The organism is Billgrantia sulfidoxydans, from assembly GCF_017868775.1.
In the GTDB taxonomy this organism is placed as follows: domain Bacteria; phylum Pseudomonadota; class Gammaproteobacteria; order Pseudomonadales; family Halomonadaceae; genus Halomonas; species Halomonas sulfidoxydans.
Genome location: NZ_CP053381.1, coordinates 265,467 through 285,455, shown reverse-complemented (window position 1 = coordinate 285,455; position 19,989 = coordinate 265,467). Strand labels below are relative to the sequence as shown.

Below are 19,989 nucleotides of genomic sequence, written 5' to 3'. Positions count from 1 at the left end.
GGTTGCCCACCAAGCTAGCCTGCCCCGGTCGCGGACTCAATGTGTCAGCGTTGGAATACCACCGTGCGGTTCTTGTTCAGGAATACGCGTCGCTCCACATGCAGCGCCACCGCCCGGGCCAGGGTCAGGCATTCGATATCGCGGCCCTTGGCGACCAGGTCCTCCGGGTAGTCGGCGTGGCTGACCGGCTCGACGCCTTGGGTGATGATCGGCCCCTCGTCGAGATCGTCGTTGATGTAGTGGGCGGTGGCGCCGACCAGCTTGACCCCCTTCTCGTAGGCCTGATGGTAGGGGCGCGCCCCCTTGAAGCCGGGCAGCAGCGAGTGGTGGATGTTGATCGCCCGGCCGGCGAGCCTGGCACTCATCTCGCTAGACAGCACCTGCATGTAGCGCGCCAGGATGACCAGCTCGGCCCCGCTCTCCTCGATCACCCGCCACACCTGGGCCTCCTGCTCGGGCTTGGTCTCGGCGGTGATCGGGAAGTGGTGATAGGGAATGCCGTGCCACTCCGCCAGCGAGGCCAGGTCGGGGTGGTTGGAGACGATGGCGCGGATGTCGATCGCCAGCTGCCCGGTGCGGTAGCGGTAGAGCAGGTCGTTGAGGCAGTGGTCGGCCTTGGAGACCATGATCACCACCGGCAGGCGCCTGTCGGGTGGGGTCAGCTCGAAGGTCATGTCGAACTCCGCGGCGCGCTCGGCGAAAGCGGCATGGAAGGCGCCGGCGTCGAAGCCGTCCTCCTCGGGGCGGAATTCGGTGCGAATGAAGAAGCGACCGCTCAGGCGATCATCGAAGGATTGCTGTTCGGTGATGTAACAGCGCCGTTCCTTGAGGAAGCGGGTCACCACGTCGACGGTGCCCAGGCGGCTGGGACACTGCGCGGCCATGATCCAGATGTCGTCGTGTCGGTTCATGCTGCTCCCTCCGGCGGCTGGTGCCTAAGGGCACCGTATGGAAAAAAGGGCCGGGGAAACCCCGGCCAAACGCGCCTGGCAAACGAGACGCCGAGTCACTTCTCCACGCCGATGGCGTACTCAGCGCCGGCATCGAGCAGCCAGCGGTAGCAGTAGTCGGCGAAGCTGCGGCGCAGCACCAGCTCCCAGCGGGTCTCCGTGGGGCGGCGCAGGATCAGGTTGGCCTTGGCGAACACCGTGGTGACGCCCTTGCCGACCGGGAAGGCGTCGGGGTGCACGTCGTAGGGCGTCGATTTCATCAGCAGCTCGCGCGCCTTGTCGCCCTCGAGTTCGAGCAGGGTCTGGCCGCCGCTGACGTTGACGATGGCGTAGTGGGCATTGCCGAGGGCCTCACGCAGCTGACGCTCCAGGGTGAACTCCTCGCCGCCGGGCACGATGACGAGCCACTCGTCGGGCGAGAGCCACTGGATCGAACGCTCGCCGTCGTCGCTCAGGCTGAGGGTATTGGGCCGCGCCGGCAGGCCGAAGCCGAGCACACCGCGCACCGCCTCGTCGAGCACGATGGCGCCGCCGCGCAGGATCAGATGCCCGGCCATGGCGCGCTCGCGCAGGATGACACGGCTCTTCTCGCTGACGCTCGGGCGGCCGCTGGTGTGGTAGGACCAGGCCAGCGGGGACTCCGCCGGCACCTCGGTCTTGGGGCGCGCGTCGTAGACGTTGGCCCGGGTCGCTGTGGAATCAGACATTCTGGCGCTCTCCCTTGGGATCGTAGAAGATCGTGCCGACGATTTCCGCGGCGTGGGTCTTGCCGTCGGCCATGGGCAGGTAGACGGTCTCGCCCATGCGCTGATGGCCGCCCTTCACCACCGCCAGGGCAAAGCCGCTATTCAGCGTCGGGCTGTAGTAGCTCGAGGTCACGTGCCCGGCCATGGGCATGGGAATGGCGTGATCCGGATCGAAGACGATCTGGGCGCCCTCCTCCAATACCACCGTGGGGTCCTTGGGCTTGAGGCCCACCAGCTGCTTGCGATCCGTGCGGCGGGTATCGGAGCGCGTCAGCGCGCGCTTGCCGATCCACGAGAACGGCTTGTCGTAGCCGACCGCCCACTGCATGCCGAGATCCTCCGGCGTCACCGAGCCGTCGCTGTCCTGGCCGGCGATGATGAAGCCCTTCTCGGCCCGCAGCACGTGCATGGTCTCGGTACCGTAGGGCGTCAGGCCGTACTTCTCGCCGTGCTCGAACAGGGTCTTCCACACGTGCATGGCATAGTTGGCCTGGACGTTGATCTCGTAGGCCAGTTCCCCGGTGAAGGAGATACGGAACACCCGCGCCGGCACGCCGGCGACGTTGCCCTCGCGCCAGTCCATGAACTTGAAGGCACTGCGGTCGAGGTCGATGTCGGTGATCTCGGCCAGCAGCTTGCGCGCCTCGGGCCCCGTCACCGTCATGGTGGCCCAGTGGTCGGTCACCGAGGTGAAGGTCACGTCCAGCTCGGGCCACTCGGTCTGGTGCCACAGCTCCAGCCACTCCAGCACGCCGGCGGCACCGCCGGTGGTGGTGGTCATCAGGAAGTGGTTCTCGCCCAGGCAACTGGTGGTGCCGTCGTCCATCAGCATGCCGTCGTCCTTGCACATCAGGCCGTAGCGCACGCGGCCCACCTCGAGCTTCAACCACTTGTTGGTGTAGACGCGGTTGAGGAACTCGCGGGCATCCGGGCCCTGGATGTCGATCTTGCCCAGGGTGGAGGCATCGAGAATGCCGACCTTCTCGCGCACCGCGAGGCACTCGCGGGCCACCGCCTCGTGCATGGTCTCCTTCTTGCCGTTGACCGTCTGCGGGAAGTACCAGGGGCGCTTCCACTGGCCGACGTCCTCGAACTCGGCGCCGTTCTCCACGTGCCACTGATGCAGCGCGGTGTAGCGCTCGGGGTCGAACAGCTCACGGCAGTGGCGGCCGACGATGGCGCCGAAGGTGACCGGCGTGTAGTTGGGCCGGAACACCGTGGTGCCCACCTCGGGAATCGACCTGTTCAGGCAGCGCGCGGCGATGGCCATGCCGTTGATGTTGCCGAGCTTGCCCTGGTCGGTGCCGAAGCCCATGGCGGTGTAGCGCTTGACGTGCTCGATCGATTCGAAGCCCTCGCGCGTCGCCAGCTCGATGCCCGCCGCGGTCACGTCGTTCTGCAGATCGACGAACTGCTTGGGCGCGCGCAGGGTCGGCTTCTCATGGGGAACCTGGTAGAGCGCACAGGCCGCTCCCTCGCGCCGGGCCTCGACCTGCGGCAGCTCGATCGCCTGCGCGGGGCGGTTCAGGGCCTCCAGCGCCTGGGTGGCCATGGCGACCCCGTCGGCCATGCCGGCGGCCAGGTCGTGGATGCCGCGCGCGCTGCCGGCGGCGTGCACGCCCTTGACCAGGCTGGGGACGAAACCGAGGATCTCCTCGTTCCAGGTCGGCCGCGCCCCGGTGTGCGAGGCCAGGTGGATCACCGGGCTGTAGCCGCCGGAGCTGGCGATGGTGTCGCAGTCCAGCGTCTCGGCCTGGCCGGTGACCTTGAAGGCGCCGGCATCGATGGTGGCGACACGCGCCCCGTTGACGCGGTTCGCTCCCTTGGCCTCGAGCACGGCGGCCCCTTCGATGATGCGGATACCGCGGGCGCGGGCCTGCTCGACCCATTCGCCGTTCGGCGCCGGGCGGGCGTCGACGATGGCCACCACCTCACGGCCGGCGTCGATCCAGTCGAGCGCGGCGCGGTAGGCGTAATCGTTGCTGGTGGAGAGCACCAGCTTGTGGCCGGGCACCACGCCGTAGCGACGAATGTAGGTAGAGACCGCACCGGCCAGCAGGTTGCCCGGCAGGTCGTTGTTGCCGTAGACCAGCGGCCGCTCGTGAGCGCCGGTGGCCAGCAGCACCTGGCCGGCACGCACGCGGTGCATGCGCGAGCGCGAGGGACGGTGGCCGTTGACCAGCGGTGCCGTCTCGCCCAGGTGCTCGGTGCGCCGCTCGTGCAGCGTCACGAAATGGTGGTCGTGGTAGCCATTGGCGGTGGTGCGGGCCAGCAGAGTGACATTGTCCAGCCCCGCGAGCTCCTTCAGCACGCGCTCCGCCCACTGGGCGGCAGGCTGGTTGTCGACCAGCTCGCGGCTGTCGAGCAGCGAGCCGCCCATCTCCTCCTGCTCGTCGGCCAGGATCACCCGGGCACCGCTGCGCGCCGCGGTCAATGCCGCCGCCAGCCCGGCCGGACCGGCCCCGATCACCAGCAGGTCGCAGTGCTGGTTGAGGTGGTCGTAGGTATCGGGATCGCGCTCCATGGGGCTGCGCCCCAGGCCGGCACTCTTGCGGATGTACTTCTCGTAGGTCATCCACATGGAGGCCGGGGCCATGAAGGTCTTGTAGTAGAAGCCCGGCGGCATGAAGCGCCCGCCCACCTTGCCGACCCAGCTCATGAGGTCGTGCTGCACGTTGGGCCAGCCGTTGGTGCTACGCGCAACGAGCCCGTCGAACAGCGCCTGCTGGGTAGCACGCACGTTGGGCACCTGGGCCGCTTCGGTGCTGCCCAGCTGGACCAGCGCATTGGGCTCCTCGGCGCCGGCAGCGACGATGCCGCGCGGGCGCGAGTACTTGAAGCTGCGGTTGACGATGTCCACCCCGTTGGCCAGCAGCGCCGAGGCGAGGGTGTCGCCGGCATGGCCCTGGTAGCGCTGGCCGTTGAAGGTGAAGCTCAGCTTGCGCGAGCGGTCGATGCGCCCGCCCTCTTTGAGACGATTCGGCTGTTTCAAGGACTTGCTCATGCCCGCTCTCCCTTGACCGATGCCACGGCGGCGCCGCTGGCACCCACGGTCTGCTGTCCGCCGCTGGCGACCTGCACGTTGCCCTGGTTGTCCCCACCCGCCGCACGCTCGGCGGTGACCGTCGGCCGTTCGCCGATCTTGTAGGTCTCGAGGATCTCGTAGGTCACGGTGTTACGCGTGACGTTGAAGAACTTGCGACAGCCGACGGCGTGCACCCACAGCTCGTGATGGATGCCGCGCGGGTTGTCACGGAAGAACAGGTAGTCGCCCCACTCCTCGTCCGAGCAGGCCTCGGGATCCTTGGGCCGCACGATGTGCGCCTCGCCCTTGGGATGAAACTCCTCTTCCTCGCGGAGCTCCTCGCAGTAGGGGCAGTAGATATGGAACATGGAGATGCCTCCTCAGTGAGCAACGCCGGCCGCACCGTGCTCGTCTACCAGAGCACCGGTATGGAAACGGTCGATGGAGAACGGGGCCGCGAGCGGGTGGGCCTGGTTCTTGGCCAGGGTCCAGGCGAACACGTGACCGGAACCCGGGGTGGCCTTGAAGCCGCCGGTGCCCCAGCCGCAGTTGAAGAACAGCCCCTTCACCGGCGTGGCCGAGAGAATCGGGCAGGCGTCCGGGCAGGTGTCGACGATGCCGCCCCACTGCCGGTTCATGCGCACCCGCGAGAAGATCGGGAACATCTCGACGATGGCCTGCAGGGTGTGCTCCACGGTGGGATAGCTGCCGCGCTGGCCATAGCCGTTGTAGCCGTCGATACCGGCGCCGATGACCAGGTCGCCCTTGTCGCTCTGGCTGATGTAGCCGTGCACGTGGTTGGACATCACCACGGTGTCGAGAATCGGCTTGAGCGGCTCGGAGACCAGCGCCTGCAACGGATGCGACTCCAGCGGCAGGCGGAAACCGGCCATCTTCGCCAGCACCCCCGAGTTGCCCGCCGCCACGCAGCCGACGGTCTTGGCCTCGATGTCGCCGCGGTTGGTGTGCACCCCGTAGACGCGGCCGTCGCGAATCTTGAAGCCGGTGACCTCGGTGTTCTGCAGCAGGTCGACGCCCAGCGCGTCGGCGGCGCGGGCAAAGCCCCAGGCCACGGCGTCGTGGCGCGCCACACCGGCGCGCGGCTGCCAGGACGCCCCCATGATCGGGTAACGGGCGTTCTTCGAGCAGTCCATGATCGGCACGAGCTCCTGGATCTGCTCGGGGGTGAGCACCTCGCTGTCGATGCCGTTCAGGCGGTTGGCGTTGACCCGGCGCTGAACGTCACGCATGTCCTGCAGGGTGTGGGCGAGGTTCATCACCCCGCGCTGGGAGAACATCACGTTGTAGTTGAGGTCCTGCGACAGCCCTTCCCACAGCTTCATCGAGTGCTCGTAGAGCGCCGCCGCCTCGTCCCACAGGTAGTTGGAGCGCACGATGGTGGTGTTGCGCGCGGTATTGCCGCCGCCCAGCCAGCCCTTCTCCAGCACCGCCACGTTCCTGACGCCGTGCTCCTTGGCCAGGTAGTAGGCGGTGGCCAGGCCGTGGCCGCCGCCGCCGACGATGATCACGTCGTACTGCTTCTTGGGCGTGGGGTTGCGCCACTGGCGCTCCCAGTTCTCATGGTGGCTCAGGGCGTGCTTGGCCAGCCCGAATCCTGAATAGCGTTGCATCTCGTCTCTCCTCGACCGGCCCCGCCGAGCGGGGCCGGTGACATACGGGTTCAGGCGGTGGCGGTTTCCTGGGCCGCGGCCGGAGCGGCGGCGCCGTAGACCGGATGCCGCTCGCACAGCTCGGCGACCTTCGCGCGCACCTCGGCTTCCACGGCATCGCTGTTGCCCTGTTCGGCCAGCACGTCGAGGATGTCGCAGATCCAGCCGGCGAGCGCCTGGCAGTCGGCCACGTCGAAGCCGCGCGAGGTCACCGCGGGAGTGCCGATGCGCAGGCCGGAAGTGACGAAGGGGCTCTGCGGGTCGTTGGGCACGGCGTTCTTGTTGACGGTGATGTGGGCACGCCCCAGCGCCGCGTCGGCATCCTTGCCGGTCACGCCCTGGCGGATCAGCGAGACCAGGAAGAGGTGGTCCTCGGTGCCGCCGGAGACCACGTCGTAGCCGCGATCGAGGAACACCTCGGCCATGGCCTGGGCGTTGTCGATCACACGCTGCTGGTACTGCACGAAGGCCTGGCTCATGGCCTCCTTGAAGGCCACCGCCTTGGCCGCGATCACGTGCATCAGCGGGCCGCCCTGCTGGCCGGGGAACACCGCGCCGTTGAGCTTCTTGTACAGCTCCTGGTCGCCGTGGGCCGAGAGGATCAGGCCGCCGCGCGGGCCACGCAGGGTCTTGTGCGTGGTGGTGGTCACCACGTGAGCATGGGGAATCGGGCTGGGGTAGAGCCCAGCGGCCACCAGCCCCGCCACGTGGGCCATGTCGACCATCAGCCAGGCGCCGACCTCGTCGGCGATGTCGCGGAAGCGCCGCCAGTCGACCACGCGGGAGTAGGCGGAGAAGCCGGCGATGATCAGCTTGGGCTTGTGGCTGCGCGCCAGGCGCTCGACTTCCTCGTAGTCGATCTCGCCGGTCTCGGCATTCAGCCCGTACTGCACGGCGTGGTAGTGCTTGCCGGAGAAGTTGGGCGCCGCACCGTGGGTCAGGTGGCCGCCGTGGGCCAGGCTCATGCCGAGCACGGTATCGCCCGGCTTGACCAGCGCCATGAAGGCGGCGGCATTGGCCTGCGCACCGGAGTGGGGCTGGACGTTGGCGTAATCGGCGCCGAACAGGCTGCAGGCCCGCTCGATGGCAAGCTTCTCGACCACGTCGACGTGCTCGCAGCCACCGTAGTAGCGCTTGCCCGGGTAGCCCTCGGCGTACTTGTTGGTCAACTGGGTGCCCTGGGCCTCCATGACCGCGCGGCTGGCATAGTTTTCCGAGGCGATCAGCTCGACGTGCGCCTCCTGGCGGGCCACTTCCTCGGCGATGGCGGCGGCGATCTGGGAATCGAATGACGCGAGTCCGGCTTGGTTCATGACTGACTCCTGTTGTTGTGACCCGTTGTAACGGTGACGTGTCTGGGCGGGGTGTTGTCTTCTGAATCTATCGGCAACCCGCAGGGGTTAGAAATTTGAAATCCTTATGCCTGGATCACCCTCGCGGGGAGGGTTTCGGCTCATGCGTCGATTAAAGGCTCACAAGAGAGAGAAAGATTGAACAAATGCGACAGCTTTGCTGAATGACAGGCACCGCCGGGGTCGGCCTACCACTTTTGGCGAAGGTCGCCCGCCAAGTACGAGCGTACGCCTGGAGCACGCATGAGGCGGGAGATAGCGATATGGTGGTCAGACCGCCGGTCGGGATTCGATATGCAGGAAGAAAGGGTCGACTCGGTCGCTTCCCGGCTCCTCAGCGCGCTTGCGCATCTCCGACGGCGGCATGCCGAAGGCGCTGCGAAAATGCCGCGAGAAATGGGCCGTATCGGCGAAGCCGCAGCGCTCGCCGATCTCGGTGACGCTCTTGCCGGTGTAGTGCAGCAGCCACAGCCCGTAGCGCAGGCGCAGATCGCGCGCGAATTTCTGCGGCCCGACGCCCAGCGTCTCGCGGAAGCGGCGCTCCAGGTTGCGGCGTGAGGTCCCCACTCGCTCCGCCAGCGTCTCCATCGAGATCGGCTCGCCGAGATGTTGCTCGAGCACGGCGATGGAACGGCGCACCAGGCGATCCTCGATCTTGCCGAACACCACCGGCTGCGGCTGGGGATGCGCGCCGATGCGGGCTTCGTCGAGCAACATGATGCGCAGGCTCTTCATGGCCCAGGCCTTGCCCAGATGCCGCTCGACCAGATAGGCGGCGAGGTCTGCCCCCGCCGAGCCACCGGCGCAGGTAAGCCGGTCGCCATCATCCACAAAAAGCCGGTCGGCCACCGGCTCGATGGTGGGGAAGCGCTGGATCATGTCGCGATGGTGATACCAGCTCACGCAGCAGCGCCGCCCGTTCATCAGGCCGGCCTGGATCAGGGCGAAGGCGCCGGTACACAGCCCCACCAGCGGCACCTGGGCATGCGCCGCCCGGCGCAGGTAGGCCAGCGCCGTGGTATCGGCGCGGTCGGCGTCGTCCAGCACGCCGCCGATCACCACGATGTAATCGAAGGACTCCGGGTCGCGGAAGGGCTCGCAAGGCGTGATGGCCGCCCCGCAGCTGGAGGTCGCTGGCGCCCCCGTACTGGTCATGAACGTCCAGTGGCAGCGCAGCTGGCGGCTGCGGTCGCCCTCGTCGGCGGCCAGGCGCAGGCAATCGACGAAGGCCGCGAACGGCAGCAGGGTGAAGCGGTGCAGCAGGACGAAGCCGACCGAGAGGGGCTCGCCCCTGAGAGGAGGATTCATGGCGGCTCCTGCGTCGCGAAGGGTGCTACCGGGCGAACGAGGCCCATCGCCTCGACTCTATCGGATTCTGCGAGCCTGTAAACTGCTGAAGCGAGGTATTCCCCCCTCCCCTGCCGTCTCCGGGGCTATACCGGAGACGGCATCCTGTATTTCAGGAGTGCCTCTGGCTGAATTCCATCGGCCTCATTATCAGCGACACCCCCACATAACAGGCCGAAGAGACGGCACAACCGGTCAGCGGTCCGATCAGCCACCCCACGTCGGCAAATAGCATCATGTAGCCACTGGTGAAGAACCCCACCAGCATGGCAGTGAGTGCCCCCCAGGCGGTGCCTTGCCAGAACGTCGAGATGAAGACTGGCCCGATCATGCTGGCGAGCAGCGTGCCGGAACCCAGGATCCCCAGCCAGGAAAGCATGAACGGAGGTGCATAGAGCATCATCAGCAGTGCTACGATGCCGAGCAACACCACGGCCGCGCGATTGATCCTCAGCGCCATGCGCTCACTGGAGACAGGACCGAACAGAGATAGCCGAAGATCATGCGAGGTCGCCGAAGCCACGGTATGCAGCAGCGAGTTTGCCGTGGATTTCATGGCGAAGATTATGAAGAGCGTGATGACGCCTTGGATGGCCGGATGCATGAACTGCTCGAGGTAGATCGGCATTGCCATGTCGGGATCGGCGAGGTCGGGCATGTGCATACGCACATAGAGGCCGACAATAGGGATCAAGCTCAGCAGCGCGCCGAGTATCGCCACGTAGAGCCCCACCTTGTGCAGCTTGACGTCCGGCTTCATGGCCAGGAACCGGATGGCCATGTAGGGCAGCACGGCGGCAAACAGGAAGGCGTAAGGCAGCACCAGGAAGACGGTGCCGATGGAGTCGCCGTAGTGCGCCCCGGTGGTGGGGTTGAGCAGCTCGGGGTCAATGGCGTTGAGGGACGCCTCCCAGTTGCCGAGATCCACCGAGGTGAAGATCTGCACCATGATGATGACCGCCGCCAGAGCCATCCCACAGACCATCACGGTGTCGGTCCAGGCGACCGCGGCGAGACCGCCCAGCATGGTATAGATAATGATCACCGCGACCATCAGGAAGGCGCTCTGGTTTAACTCGATCCCCAGCCAACTGGCCCCCAGCAGCCCCACTGCCTTGATCTGGCTGGTCAGGAAGACCAAGAGCAGCAGGATGGTGATGAAGGCTGCCACCCCCTGGAGCACTCGCCCCATGGCGCCGCTGCCATGGCTCTGTGCGATATACTCAGGGATAGTGTTGCTGCCCATCTCGAGCGCCCGTCGCTGCAGAAAGCGTGCGAAGTAGAGGACGGCGATCATCATGGCGGGGGCAAAGAAGAAATTGCCGAGCACCTCGATGGCACCAAACTGGTAAGTCACACCGGGAGAGCCCATGAAACCCCAGCCGCTGAAGCCGGTGGCCACGATGGTACCAGCCGCCACGAAGGCGCCCAAGGATCGCCCCGCGACCAGAAAACCTCCCTCATCGTTCTTGTTCATATATTTCGAGGAGAGATAGCCGAGATAAATCAACAAACCGAAGGTCAGAATCAATAGCCCCCAGTTGAACAACTTGTAGGCATCCATGATCACCTCCTCATCGAACCATCAGCGGAATTTCGCTTCAGCTCTCTGCGAAGGTAAACAGCTCCAGAGTGGATCAGCATGTAGCAAGTCAGTACAAGAAACGTTACCAATACCCAGGAATTCATCTACACATCCTCTTGTTCTTGGCTTCACTAATTTTGTGGGTGATATTGTTTGTTGGATCCAGCGTCATCAAGGTATTTTACGCCCCTCCTCCCCGCCAATTTGTAAGCAAAATGCCTTCATAAAATATCGAAATGGCTTGAATTATGACCAACATACCGACTGATCTTCTGCGCACCTTCGTCACCATCAAAGACCTCGGTGGCTTCACCAGTGCCGGCGAGCTGCTGGGCCGCTCGCAGCCGGCGATCAGCCTTCAGGTCAAGAAACTCGAGGAGTTGTTGAACACCAAGATCTTCCTGCGCGGCTCCAGCCTGGAGCTGACAGAAGATGGCGAATACCTCTACGAGGCCGCACGCCAGATGCTGGAAATCAACGATCAGATCATCGCCAAGGTCAGGGGCGACAACGTTTCCGGCAAGGTCAGGCTCGGTATTCCCAACGATTTCGAGCTGGCGTTTCTGCCCAAGGCGCTGCGGAATCTCTCGCGCGTCTACCCCAACATCGTGGTCGAGGTCGACTGCGAGATCAGCAAGGTCATCCTGCAGCGCTATCAGAAGGGGCATTATGATCTTGCCCTGGCCATGGAGTACGCCAAGGAGGACGAGGACCGGGACGCGCGCGACTACCGGCTGGAAGGCCTGGAGTGGGTCTACAAGGACAGCCGGCTCATCGATGGCGATGACGACCCCATTCCGCTGATCGCCTACCCTCAGGGCTGCGTCTATCGCTCCCTGATGGAGGAGGCTCTGCAATCGCAGCAGCACCCTTTCCGCTTCATGTACACGAGCACCAGCCTGCTCGGCATCTTCTCGGCGGTGGAAGAGGGGCTGGGTATCACCGCGATGGCGAGATCGGTGATACCCGAGCACTTGAAGCATACCGTCCGATCCGGGAGCCTTCCCGAGCTCGGCAAAGTCTGTATCGGCCTGTACTACAAGCAGCGGGAGCTCAATGTCGCCTCTCGCCACGTACTCGACTTCCTTCGCTCAGGACTGGCCAACATGTAGCCGAGGCATCGCCCGCTGCGCCGGCGGCCAATGGCCCATTCAGCCGAAGGTGCGAGCGATCCCCGCGATGCATTCGTCGAGAATCCACTCGCCTTTCTCGGCGGTGGCCTGCGCCGGGGAAGAGAGCGTCCCCGAACTCGGCACCCAGCTCGGATCCGGCGGGAAGACGTCGTAGGGCGGGAATTCCGCCGGCGGGATATCGACCGCCTTCGCCATGTCCACCAGCTCGGGATGAATCTTCAGCATGATCGAGGTCTCCAGCACGCCGCCGTGTTCGACCGCCCAGCCCGAGAAACCGTCCGGGAAGACCTTCTCGATGGTGGCCTCGCTGATGAAGTCCCAGTAGGAGAGCAGCACAACCCGTATCTCCTTGCCGGACAATCTGGCGTGCTTCACGGCTCGATCGGCCGCCTCGACCAGGAACATCGAGTTCTCGAAGTGGCCGTTGATCAGCACGAACTCCCGGTTGCCATGCGCCGCGTAGGCGAGGATCACGTCATAGGCGTACTCCTCCAGAGCGCGACCGCCGACGCAGGTGGTACCAGGGAAGAAGTTGCCGCCCCCCGACTTCACCTGCGACTTGTAGCCGTAGGCAATGGGCGGCGCGACCAGCATGTTGCCGCTGCGCTCTGCCACGCGGCAGGCGATGTATTCCGGTATCAGCACGTCCGGGTTCAACGACATGTGCGGCCCATGCTGCTCGATGGCCCCCACCGGCAGCAGGATTCGGCTGCCGCCATCCTGCACCCGGTCGCGGTAGGTCATCCAGTCCAGCTCCGCCAGCTTGACGCTATTCATCAGGTTTTTCCCTCCATCATGGTCTTCAGCGAGTATTCGCGTCGAAAGGCACTATCCTGCTGTACGGCACGCACGATGGAGAAGGCCATCAGCACCATGATCAGGGAGAAGGGCAGCGCCGAGAGAATGGCGGCCGTCTGCAGCGTCGACAGCGCCCAGGCCCCGCCCACCAGCAGCAGCACCGCCGCGACGGCCCCCTCCATGACGCCCCAGAAGACGCGATGCCGGGAGAGCGGATGCGGATCGCCCTCGCTGAGAATGGTGGTGATGACCAGGGTTCCCGAATCCGAGGAAGTGATGAAATAGGTCGCCACCAGCACGGTACCGAAGAACCCGGCCAGTACGCCGATGACGCCGACGTCCATGGCGGAGAAGGTGGCATAGAGCGCCAGGGAAACGTCCTTGGACACCGCTTCGGAGATGCCGCCACTGCCGAACAGCTCCTCGTACAGCGCGGTGCCGCCATACGCGGAGAGCCAGACGAAGGAGAGCAGCGAGGAGACGCCCACCACGCCGAAGATGAACTCGCGGATGGTACGCCCCCGGGAGACCCGGGCCACGAAGACCCCCACGAACGGTGCCCACGACATCCACCAGCCCCAGTAGAAGACGGTCCACCAGCCCTGCCAGGAGTCCTGCCATGACGCGGCACCGTTGGCCGCCGTCGCGTTGCTGCCCGTGTAGAAACTCAGCGGAATCACCGAGCGTAGGTAATCGCCCGTTGACTCAAGCAGCCCGCCGATGATGTAGCGCGTCGGCCCGAAGGCGAAGAAGAAGGCAAGCAGCAGGAAGGTCAGCCACATGTTGGCTTGTGAAAGATACTTGATGCCGCGCTTGAGACCGGTCAGCACCGAGATCAGGGCCAGTACGGTGATCACGCCGATCAGCGCCACCTGTACCAGGCTATTGACAGGCACGTCCCAAAGATAATTAAGGCCGGAATTGATTTGCTGAACGCCCAGGCCCAGGGAAGTGGCGATACCAAAGAGGGTGGCAAAGACAGCAATGATATCGATGAGATTACCAATCCAGCCATTGACCTTCTCCCCCAGCAAGGGATAGAGCGTATAGCGGATGCTCAACGGCTTGCCGTAGCGGTAGGCCATCAGGGCGAGGCCGAGGGCGACGATGCAGTAGATGGCCCAGGCGTTCAGGCCCCAGTGGAAATAGGCCAGCCGCATGGCGATGTCGGCGGCTTCGGCGTTGCCTACCGCCGAGGAGAAGGGGGTCCCCTGGGAGAGGTGCATGATCGGCTCGGCGATCGACCAGAAGATGATGCCGATGCCCTGGCCGGCGGCATAGAGCATGGCAAACCAGGTGAAGTAGCCGAACTCCGGCTTTTCGTGCTCCTCCCCCAGCTTCAGGCGTCCGTACTTGCTGAACGCCAGGACCAGCAGAAAGATCAGGAAGCTCGCCGCCAGGCCGACATACCACCAGTTGAAGTAGAAGGTCACGAAGGTCCTTCCCTGGTCGATCAACGCCGTGGTGGCTTGCGGGAAGAGAATGGCCAGCGCGATGAACGCTGCCATGACGATGACCGATACCAGGGTCACCAGTGGGTTCACCCCTTTGAAGGGGCCCGAGTGCAGGACCATGGTCGTCCTCCTCTGCTGTTTGTTCTTATAGGCGGAAAGGGGGCGTAGCGCCCCCTCGATACTTACTTGACGATGTTGTGCTCCGGCCCGTACGGGAAGCCGGTGATGTTCTCGGCGCCGTGTTCGTTCACGACGAGTATGTCGTGCTCACGGTAGCCGCCCGCCCCCGGGCGCCCTTCCGGCACCATGATCATCGGCTCCATGGAGACCACCATGTTGGGCTCGAGCACGGTCTCGATGTCCTCGCGCAGCTCGAGGCCCGCCTCGCGGCCGTAGTAGTGGCTGAGGGTGCCGAAGGAGTGGCCGTAGCCGAAGGTGCGGTACTGCAGCAGGTCATGCTTGGCGAAGATCTCGTTGAGCTCGTGGGCGATGTCGCAGCAGCGTACCCCGGGCTTGATCAGCTCCTGGCCGCGGCGATGCACCTCGCAGTTCACCTCCCACAGGCGCAGATGCTCGTCGGAGGCGTGCTCGCAGAACAGGGTGCGCTCCAGCGCGGTGTAGTAGCCCGAGATCATCGGGAAGGTGTTGAGGCTCAGGATATCGCCGGGCTGCACGCGGCGGCTGGTTACCGGGTTATGGGCACCGTCGGTGTTGATGCCCGACTGGAACCAGACCCAGGTGTCCATCAGCTCGCCGTGCGGGTAGGTCTTGGCGATCTCGCGCACCATGGCGGCTTGGCCGGCCAAGGCCACCTCGTACTCCGGCACGCCTGCCTTGATCGCATCGCGCACGGCCACGCCACCCACGTCGGCGACGCGCGCGCCCTGGCGGATCAGGGCGATCTCCTCGGCCGACTTGATCATGCGCATCTTCATGGTCGGCACGCCGATGTCGGTGAGCTCCACCTCGCCGAGTGCGGAGAGCAGCTTCTCCCGGTTCTGCAGCGTGAGGTGGTCGAACTCGACGCCCACGCGCTGCTTGCCCTCGCACAGCTGCTTGACCGCCTTGAAGAAGTTGTCCTTCTGCCAGTCGGTGTAGACGATGTTGTCGCCCAGGCGATTGCGCCGATAGGGCTGGCCGCCGTCGATATTGGCGGTGACGGTGGTAAAACGATCCTGGGTCACGACCAGGCCGTAATCGCGCCCGAACTTGCAGTAAACGAAGTCACTGAAGTAGTTGATATTGTGGTACGAGGTCAGCACGACGGCGTCGACGTCATTGGCCGCCATGTACTCCCGAAGCCGCTTCAGACGCCCGTGCATCTCGGCATCGGAAAACGTCGGCACGACCTTGTCGCCATTGGGAATTTCGATCAGCGATGGAAGCTTCATGTTGTTGTCTCCTTCGTCTCTTCACGCGACACATGTCGCAGGTTTAGAACCGACCTTTACTGTCACACCAGGCTCATTGGCTGCATCGAGCTCGCTGAACTGCATGATGGAAAGTCGGTATCTGGATTCCAGTATCTTCACCAGACTCATGATGTGATTGAACTCTTCGTCTTCCGCCAGGAAGTCGATGCCGAACATGTCGATGCCGAGGCAGGCCACTTCGTAGGTTTTTTCCACGCGCAGGAAGGCGGTGACATTGCGCCTCAATTCACCGGCGTCATGTAACACCTTCGAGTCGGAAGCCACTCTCAGCACCAGTCGCCAATGTTTCATTTCCGCGTTCTCCAGCCGTCTGGAAAGACTATGGCCAGCGCCGATCGGCAACACCAATGACTAGTGCAAATAGGGGCATTGGCATCGGCAATGCCACGCAGAGGGGGCCGCGCCATGCCGGATTCAGGCGTGAGCGCAAGCAGGGCAGGCGGGCAGACGGGCAGACAGGCAGGCGCAGCAGCCTGGCGGCCGCCGCGTCAGCGAGAGACGAGGGAGAGCGGAGCTGGGGTCAGCCCCCGGTCATGTTCATGAAGCGCACCACCTGCACGTCGCCATCGGTGGTGAAGTGGTGGCGTTCGGGTTTCTTCTGCATGGCAGCGACGATGGCGGCCTTGAGCCGCTCGAGGTCGCCGGGGTGGCGGCGCATCACCGCTCGCAGGTCGACGGAGTGCTCGTTGCCCAGGCACAGCAGCAGGCGGCCCTCGGCGGTGACGCGCACGCGGTTGCAGGCGGCACAGAAGTTGTGGCTGTGGGGCGAGATAAAGCCGACCCGGATGTCCGAGTCAATCATCCGAAAATAGCGCGACGGCCCCAGGGAGGTTTCGGTGGTGGGCAGCAGCGCGTGGCGCGCCTCGATGGCGGCACGCACCGTATCGCTTCCGCAGAAGGTCTCGCCGCGGTCGTGGCTCATGTTCTGGCCTAGCGGCATCTCCTCGATGAAGCTGATGTCCACCTGCTCCGCTCGCGCGAATTCCACCAGGTCGAGCACTTCGTCGTCGTTGCGCCCCTTGAGGATCACCGCGTTGAGCTTGATGCGCCCGAAACCGGCTTCGCGAGCGGCGCGGATGCCGTCGATGACTCGCGCCAGGTCGCCGGTGCGGGTCAGGGCGCGGAAGCGCTCGGGGTCGAGCGAGTCGAGGCTGACGTTGAGCCGCTTGAGGCCGCCCCGGTAGAGGGCGCGGGCGTGCTTGACGAGCCCGGCGCCGTTGGTGGTCATGCCGAAGTCGCGCAGCCCCGGCAGCGCGCCGAGTTCGGCCACCAGCTCATCAATGCCGCGGCGTACCAGCGGCTCGCCGCCAGTCAGGCGAATCTTCTCGACGCCCAGCTCGACGAAGGCGCGCGACAGGGTGGCGATTTCCTCCAGGGTGAGCAGCCTGGCACGGGGCAGAAAGGTCATCTCCTCGGCCATGCAGTAGACGCAGCGGAAGTCGCAGCGGTCGGTGACCGACAGGCGAACGTAGCGCACGGTGCGGCCGAAGCCGTCGATCAGGCTCATGCGTTCTCCTCGGCTCTTGCTTCGACAGGGGCCGCGGCGCCCATCGGCAGCCGGGCGATCAGTTCGCCGACCTGCTCGGCCACCTCGTTGACGGTCTCGTCGTCGTAGCGCTGCCCGCGGCGCTTGCGAAAACCCTGCTGGTAGAGCTTGACGTGTTCGGTGGGGCTCACCCCGGCGTTGGCCAGGCAGTGGGTGACGCAGTGCATCTGGCAACCGTCGATGGCAACGATGGGCCGCCCCGAGCGGGCGATGCGCACCAGCCCGGGCACGCCGCCGCCCACGCCGGAGATGCATGACATCTCGGCCACGCCGCTGTGGTCGAGTCGCACGGCGACGTCGTTGGCCAGTTGCGCCACGTCGGAGCAGCCGGAGCAGGAGTAGACCAGGGTTCTCGGCTTCTGCTTGGTTCGGGACATCTAGCCTCCCATTGTGTCAGCACGCCGCCCTGGCGGCCGGCGGCGTCAGTCGTCGGCCAGCATGGCGTCGCGCAGTTTCTGCTCGTCGAGCACTGTCAGGCGCTGGCGGTCGATGCCGATCACGCCGCCGTCGCGCAGCTTGGCCAGCAGCCGCGACAGTGTCTCCGGCGTCATCGCCAGCTGGGCGGCGAGCCAGCGCTTGGGGATCGACAGGCGCACCACCCGCGGGCTCTTGCTGCGTCCCGGCGGCAATTGGCGCAGCACGTAGCTGACCAGCCGCGACATGGCATCGGCCTGGGTCAGCAGCGCCAGGTCCTCGAGGCGTTCGGTGAGCTCCAGCGCCAGGCGGCTCATGAACTCGGCGCGGCAGGCGGGCTGGCGGTCCATGATCTCGCGGCAACGCCGGGCCGGAATCGCCAGCACGTGGGTGCGCCGCAGCGCTTCGGCGGAGTAGAGATAGACCCCGGCGCTGGAGACCATGCTCAGCTCGCCCAGGGTGCCGCCGCGCTCGACGCAGCGAATGGTGGCCAGGCGCCCGTCCCCGGCGCTGCGCGCCAGGCGCACCGCGCCGTTGATGACGATGTAGAGCCAGTGCGCCGGCGCGTCCTGGCGGAACAGCCACTCGCGGGTCTTGAGCGTCTTGAGTTCGGTATCCTCGAGCAGCTCGGTGACATCGTCATCGTCCAGTTCGCCCAGCCAGGGCACGCCCTGGACCAGCTCGCGCAGCTGCTTGGGCTTGAACAGCAGGTCAGTCGACGAACTGTCCGGCGGGTAGATAGGGGTATTCATGACCTTCCTCCACGTCGGTATCGGCGGCCATCATCAGATAACCGTGCGCCTGGCTGGCGGCATGCAGCATGTGGGAGCCCTGCCCGCCCGCCAGCAATGCCAGCGGGCCCTCGCCCTGCCAGTCGAGCGTGACCCGCAGCAGCTCGCGCCGTCCCGGACTGCCCCGCCGCGAGAAGCCGGCACGGACGCGGTACTGCTGCAGCGCCTCGACGGTGCGCCCCTGGCACCCCTGAACGAAGGGCCGAGCCAGCAGATGCCAGCCCACCAGCGAGGCCACGGGATTGCCCGGCAGCCCGATCAGCGGCACGCCTTCGGGCGAGCCGTTGTCGAGGTAGCCGAAGGCGAACGGCTTGCCCGGCTTGATCGCCACGCCATGGAACCAGAGCCCGCCGAGCTCCTCCAGCACTGGCCTGACGTGGTCCTCCTCGCCGACCGAGACACCGCCGGTGCAGACCACCAGGTCGGCGCCGTCGCGGGCGGCGACGAACGCCTTCCGAAGCGCCGCGGGGTCATCGGCGATCACGCCCAGGTCGAGCACGACACAGTCGGCCTGCTCCAGTAGCGCCTTGAGCATGACCCGATTGCTGTCGTACACCCGCCCGGGGGCGAACGGCTCGCCCGGCTCGATCAGCTCGTCGCCGGTGGAGATCAGCGCCACCCTGAACCGCGGCAGTACCGGCACCTCGGCGATGCCCTGGCTCGCCAGCAGCGCCAACGCCGCCGCGTTGAGCGTGCAGCCCGCCGCCAGCAGGGGGTCGCCCTCACGGTACTCCTCGCCGCGCCGGCGGATGTTGGCACCGAGCTTGGCTTCGCCGACGACGTGCACCCGCCCCGCTTCGTCCAGGCGAACCCGCTCCTGGGGCACCACGCAGTCGGTGCCTTCGGGCACCGGTGCGCCGGTGAAGATGCGTGCGCAGCCGCCCTCGGGCAGTGTTTCCACGCCGGCCCCGGCCGGTACCCGCAGCACCACCGGCAGGCCGGCATCGCTCAGTTCCGCGGCGCGCAGGGCATAGCCGTCCATCGCGCTGTTATCGATGCCGGGCATGTCGAGCCGCGCGCGCAGGTCGCGGGCCAGCACCCGGCCGGCCGCCTGCTCGAGTGCCACGAGCTCCTCGCCCTGGACCGGCTCGGCAGCGGCGATCAGGCGCGCCCGGGCCACCTCCAGGTCGAGCAGGCCCTTGGCCAGGGTGCCACAGCTCATGCACTCACTCCTTGACCCTGGTCACACATTGCCTGCGCTTCGCGCGAAACGCAGGCCTGCTGCTCGGGCATGACCATGGCGACGAAGTTGCACGGCCGGGTGCGTGCGTCGAGCTGGCTCTCGAGGATACCGTCCCAGGCGGTGGCACAGGCCTTGGGCGAGCCCGGCATGGCGAAGATCAGGGTACGGTTGGCCACCCCGCCCACCGCCCGCGACTGCACGGTGGAGGTGCCGATGCTGTCGAAGGAGAGCTGGCGGAACAGCTCGCCGTAGCCGTCGATGGCGCGATCGAACAGCGGGGCGAGCGCCTCGGGCGTGGTATCGCGCAGAGTGAAGCCGGTACCGCCGTTGACCAGGATCACCTGGATGTCGTCGCGCACCACCCACTTCGAGACCACCGCACGGATGCGGTAGATGTCGTCGGGCACGATGCGTCGCTCGACCAGCGCGTGGCCGGCCTCGGAGAGGCGCTCGCTGAGCAGGTCGCCGCTGCCGTCGCGGTCGAAGCCGCGGGTATCGGAGACGGTCAGCACACTGATGCCGAGCGGCACGAAGCGGGCGTTGGCGTGAACGTGGGACATGG

The 19,989-nt window shown here is 65.7% G+C and carries 18 protein-coding genes; 1 reads left to right on the top strand and 17 read right to left on the bottom strand.

Translation table 11 applies throughout. The features are described 5' to 3' along the window. Positions 1-44 precede the first annotated feature (44 nt). From purU to HNO51_RS01290, 8 genes are all read right to left on the bottom strand, one after another. Positions 45-911: a formyltetrahydrofolate deformylase gene (gene purU / locus HNO51_RS01325; RefSeq protein WP_197449283.1), complete on the bottom strand. Its 867-nt coding sequence runs from the start codon at positions 909-911 to the stop codon at positions 45-47. Between the two features lie 95 nt (positions 912-1,006). Beyond that, on the bottom strand, positions 1,007-1,657 hold the full coding sequence (locus tag HNO51_RS01320; protein WP_197449282.1) for a sarcosine oxidase subunit gamma: 651 nt from the start codon (positions 1,655-1,657) through the stop codon (positions 1,007-1,009). Next, positions 1,650-4,700 carry a sarcosine oxidase subunit alpha family protein gene (locus HNO51_RS01315; RefSeq protein WP_209538282.1) on the bottom strand — a complete coding sequence of 1,017 codons (3,051 nt, stop codon included), beginning with the start codon at positions 4,698-4,700 and terminating at the stop codon, positions 1,650-1,652. The genes HNO51_RS01320 and HNO51_RS01315 overlap by 8 nt, the downstream gene beginning before the upstream one ends. Then, positions 4,697-5,089, bottom strand: coding sequence for a sarcosine oxidase subunit delta (locus tag HNO51_RS01310; protein WP_197449280.1), 393 nt, complete (start codon positions 5,087-5,089; stop codon positions 4,697-4,699). The genes HNO51_RS01315 and HNO51_RS01310 overlap by 4 nt, the downstream gene beginning before the upstream one ends. Before the next feature lie 12 nt (positions 5,090-5,101). Next, entirely contained in the window at positions 5,102-6,352 is a 1,251-nt protein-coding gene (locus HNO51_RS01305; RefSeq protein ID WP_197449279.1) for a sarcosine oxidase subunit beta family protein, read from the bottom strand. Positions 6,353-6,402: 50 nt separating this feature from the next. After that, complete coding sequence (gene glyA, locus HNO51_RS01300) at positions 6,403-7,704, bottom strand: serine hydroxymethyltransferase (protein ID WP_197449278.1); 1,302 nt, start codon at positions 7,702-7,704, stop codon at positions 6,403-6,405. Positions 7,705-8,013: 309 nt separating this feature from the next. Next, positions 8,014-9,051, bottom strand: a complete 1,038-nt coding sequence (locus HNO51_RS01295) for a GlxA family transcriptional regulator (protein WP_197449277.1) — start codon at positions 9,049-9,051, stop codon at positions 8,014-8,016. 151 nt (positions 9,052-9,202) lie between these two features. After that, a complete protein-coding gene (locus HNO51_RS01290) occupies positions 9,203-10,654 on the bottom strand; it encodes a sodium:solute symporter family protein (RefSeq protein WP_234283653.1) in 1,452 nt (483 codons plus the stop codon). A gap of 269 nt (positions 10,655-10,923) precedes the next feature. Between HNO51_RS01290 and HNO51_RS01285 the strand changes: the two genes are divergently transcribed. Further along, a complete protein-coding gene (locus HNO51_RS01285; RefSeq protein ID WP_159548253.1) occupies positions 10,924-11,787 on the top strand; it encodes a LysR family transcriptional regulator in 864 nt (287 codons plus the stop codon). A 39-nt stretch (positions 11,788-11,826) separates the two neighbouring features. On the opposite strand, the gene HNO51_RS01280 is transcribed toward HNO51_RS01285, so the two are convergent. The 9 genes from HNO51_RS01280 to moaB form a co-directional block, all read right to left on the bottom strand. Beyond that, positions 11,827-12,585, bottom strand: coding sequence for a creatininase (locus HNO51_RS01280; RefSeq protein WP_234283654.1), 759 nt, complete (start codon positions 12,583-12,585; stop codon positions 11,827-11,829). Next, positions 12,585-14,180: a BCCT family transporter gene (locus tag HNO51_RS01275; protein WP_197449276.1), complete on the bottom strand. Its 1,596-nt coding sequence runs from the start codon at positions 14,178-14,180 to the stop codon at positions 12,585-12,587. The genes HNO51_RS01280 and HNO51_RS01275 overlap by 1 nt, the downstream gene beginning before the upstream one ends. Positions 14,181-14,242: 62 nt before the next feature. Further along, positions 14,243-15,451, bottom strand: a complete 1,209-nt coding sequence (locus tag HNO51_RS01270; RefSeq protein ID WP_197449275.1) for a M24 family metallopeptidase — start codon at positions 15,449-15,451, stop codon at positions 14,243-14,245. Between the two features lie 21 nt (positions 15,452-15,472). Next, a complete protein-coding gene (locus tag HNO51_RS01265) occupies positions 15,473-15,784 on the bottom strand; it encodes a hypothetical protein (RefSeq protein ID WP_159548247.1) in 312 nt (103 codons plus the stop codon). Positions 15,785-16,013: 229 nt separating this feature from the next. Then, positions 16,014-17,000, bottom strand: coding sequence for a GTP 3',8-cyclase MoaA (gene moaA, locus HNO51_RS01260; RefSeq protein WP_197449274.1), 987 nt, complete (start codon positions 16,998-17,000; stop codon positions 16,014-16,016). Beyond that, positions 16,997-17,416 (bottom strand): putative zinc-binding protein, encoded by a 420-nt coding sequence (locus HNO51_RS01255; protein ID WP_197449273.1) that lies wholly within the window; start codon positions 17,414-17,416, stop codon positions 16,997-16,999. Before HNO51_RS01255 ends, moaA begins: the two co-directional genes overlap by 4 nt. Before the next feature lie 45 nt (positions 17,417-17,461). Next, positions 17,462-18,205, bottom strand: a complete 744-nt coding sequence (locus HNO51_RS01250) for a Crp/Fnr family transcriptional regulator (protein WP_197449272.1) — start codon at positions 18,203-18,205, stop codon at positions 17,462-17,464. After that, positions 18,165-19,406 carry a molybdopterin molybdotransferase MoeA gene (locus HNO51_RS01245; protein ID WP_197449271.1) on the bottom strand — a complete coding sequence of 414 codons (1,242 nt, stop codon included), beginning with the start codon at positions 19,404-19,406 and terminating at the stop codon, positions 18,165-18,167. The genes HNO51_RS01250 and HNO51_RS01245 overlap by 41 nt, the downstream gene beginning before the upstream one ends. Then, the gene (gene moaB / locus HNO51_RS01240) at positions 19,403-19,987 is read right to left on the bottom strand and encodes a molybdenum cofactor biosynthesis protein B (protein ID WP_159548241.1); all 585 of its coding nucleotides are present in this window, start codon (positions 19,985-19,987) and stop codon (positions 19,403-19,405) included. Before moaB ends, HNO51_RS01245 begins: the two co-directional genes overlap by 4 nt. Positions 19,988-19,989 lie beyond the last annotated feature (2 nt).